Genomic DNA, 3156 nt, shown 5'->3' with positions numbered 1-3156 from the left:
GGCGTCTGGCGGTGTCCTACTTTCACATGGCGAATGCCACACTATCATCGGCGCTAAGGCGTTTCACGATCCTGTTCGGGATGGGAAGGCGTGGGACCACCTCGCTAAGGCCACCAGACATAAACTTGTACAAACTCAAAGAAGCCTGAACCAGAGAGGGTCTCTGATTCTGAATATTCGGTATTTAATTGTGTCGCACACACTCTATCTCGTGCCTCGGCTAAACCAAGTCACTCAAATGATAGGATCAAGCCTCACGAGCAATTAGTATCGGTTAGCTTCACGCCTCACAGCGCTTCCACACCCGACCTATCAACGTCCTGGTCTCGAACGACTCTTCAGGGAGGTCAAGCCTCCAGGGAAGTCTCATCTTCAGGCAAGTTTCCCGCTTAGATGCTTTCAGCGGTTATCTCTTCCGAACTTAGCTACCCGGCGATGCGACTGGCGTCACAACCGGTACACCAGAGGTTCGTCCACTCCGGTCCTCTCGTACTAGGAGCAGCCCCCGTCAAACTTCCAACGCCCACTGCAGATAGGGACCAAACTGTCTCACGACGTTTTGAACCCAGCTCACGTACCACTTTAAATGGCGAACAGCCATACCCTTGGGACCGGCTACAGCCCCAGGATGTGATGAGCCGACATCGAGGTGCCAAACACCGCCGTCGATGTGAACTCTTGGGCGGTATCAGCCTGTTATCCCCGGAGTACCTTTTATCCGTTGAGCGATGGCCCTTCCATTCAGAACCACCGGATCACTATGTCCTGCTTTCGCACCTGCTCGACTTGTCGGTCTCGCAGTTAAGCTACCTTTTGCCATTGCACTATCAGCACGATTTCCGACCGTACCTAGGTAACCTTCGAACTCCTCCGTTACACTTTGGGAGGAGACCGCCCCAGTCAAACTGCCTACCATGCACTGTCCCCAATCCGGATCACGGACCAAGGTTAGAACCTCAAAGGGGTCAGGGTGGTATTTCAAGGTCGGCTCCACCAGAACTAGCGTCCTGGCTTCAAAGCCTCCCACCTATCCTACACAAACCACTTCAAAGTCCAATGCAAAGCTACAGTAAAGGTTCACGGGGTCTTTCCGTCTAGCAGCGGGGAGATTGCATCTTCACAAACACTTCAACTTCGCTGAGTCTCAGGAGGAGACAGTGTGGCCATCGTTACGCCATTCGTGCGGGTCGGAACTTACCCGACAAGGAATTTCGCTACCTTAGGACCGTTATAGTTACGGCCGCCGTTTACCGGGGCTTCGATCAAGAGCTTGCACCCCATCACTTAACCTTCCGGCACCGGGCAGGCGTCACACCGTATACGTCCACTTTCGTGTTGGCACAGTGCTGTGTTTTTGTTAAACAGTCGCAGCCACCGATTCTCTGCGACCTCTCAAAGCTTCAGACGCGAAGTCCTACACTCTAAGAGGCATACCTTCTCCCGAAGTTACGGTATCAATTTGCCGAGTTCCTTCTCCTGAGTTCTCTCAAGCGCCTTAGAATTCTCATCCTGCCCACCTGTGTCGGTTTGCGGTACGGTTCTTGTGTAGCTGAAGCTTAGTGGCTTTTCCTGGAAGCGTGGTATCAGTCACTTCAGGTCCGTAGACCCTCGTCATCACGTCTCGGTGTTAAAGAAGGGCGGATTTGCCTACCCCTCACACCTACCGGCTTAAACAGACTATTCCAACAGTCTGATGACCTAACCTTCTCCGTCCCCACATCGCACTACACAAAAGTACGGGAATTTTAACCCGTTTCCCATCGACTACGCTTTTCAGCCTCGCCTTAGGGGCCGACTCACCCTACGCCGATGAACGTTGCGTAGGAAACCTTGGGCTTTCGGCGAGCGGGCTTTTCACCCGCTTTATCGCTACTCATGTCAGCATTCGCACTTCTGATATCTCCAGCATCCCTTACGAGACACCTTCACAGACCTACAGAACGCTCCCCTACCACGTGCACAGAGTGCACATCCGCAGCTTCGGTTATCAGTTTGAGCCCCGTTACATCTTCCGCGCAGGACGACTCGACCAGTGAGCTATTACGCTTTCTTTAAATGATGGCTGCTTCTAAGCCAACATCCTGGCTGTCTAGGCCTTCCCACTTCGTTTACCACTTAACTGATCATTTGGGACCTTAGCTGGCGGTCTGGGTTGTTTCCCTCTTGACGATGGACGTTAGCACCCACCGTCTGTCTCCCATGCTCGCACTTTCCGGTATTCAGAGTTTGCCATGGTTTGGTAAATCGCAATGACCCCCTAGCCATAACAGTGCTTTACCCCCGGAAGTGATACATGAGGCACTACCTAAATAGTTTTCGGGGAGAACCAGCTATCTCCGAGTTTGTTTAGCCTTTCACCCCTATCCACAGCTCATCCCCTAGTTTTGCAACACTAGTGGGTTCGGACCTCCAGTGCGTGTTACCGCACCTTCATCCTGGCCATGGATAGATCACTCGGTTTCGGGTCTACGCCCAGCAACTAAAGCGCCCTATTCGGACTCGGTTTCCCTACGCCTCCCCTATTCGGTTAAGCTCGCTACTGAACGTAAGTCGCTGACCCATTATACAAAAGGTACGCAGTCACGGAACAAGTCCGCTCCCACTGTTTGTATGCATCCGGTTTCAGGTTCTATTTCACTCCCCTCCCGGGGTTCTTTTCGCCTTTCCCTCACGGTACTGGTTCACTATCGGTCGATCACGAGTATTTAGCCTTGGAGGATGGTCCCCCCATCTTCAGACAGGATTTCGCGTGTCCCGCCCTACTTCTCGTATGCTTAGTCCTTGCGATGCGTTTTCGTGTACGGGGCTATCACCCACTACGGCGGTCCTTTCCATGAACCTTCCACTAACGCAACTCATAACACATACAGGCTGTTCCGCGTTCGCTCGCCACTACTTACGGAATCTCGGTTGATTTCTTTTCCTTCAGCTACTTAGATGTTTCAGTTCGCTGAGTTCGCTTCCACTGACCTATGTATTCAGTCAGGGATGACCCCTAAGGGCCGGGTTTCCCCATTCGGATATCGCGGGATCAAAGCTCTATTGCCAGCTCCCCCGCGCTTTTCGCAGGCTTACACGTCCTTCATCGCCTGTGATCGCCAAGGCATCCACCAGATGCACTTAGTCGCTTGACCCTATCATTTCAGTAACCTAAAT

At 52.5% G+C, this 3156-nt stretch carries 2 rRNA genes; both read right to left on the bottom strand.

The features are described from left to right. Positions 1-3: 3 nt before the first annotated feature. Positions 4-118: ribosomal RNA gene (gene rrf, locus JHD59_RS21700) — 5S ribosomal RNA — on the bottom strand. A 125-nt stretch (positions 119-243) separates the two neighbouring features. Next, a 23S ribosomal RNA gene (locus JHD59_RS21695) occupies positions 244-3134 on the bottom strand. Between the last annotated feature and the right edge of the window lie 22 nt (positions 3135-3156).

Source organism: Chromobacterium sp. ASV23 (assembly GCF_016428945.1).
GTDB classification, from domain to species: Bacteria; Pseudomonadota; Gammaproteobacteria; order Burkholderiales; family Chromobacteriaceae; genus Chromobacterium; species Chromobacterium sinusclupearum.
Note: the sequence above shows the minus strand (reverse complement) of the source record. Positions and strands in the feature narration are given on the sequence as shown.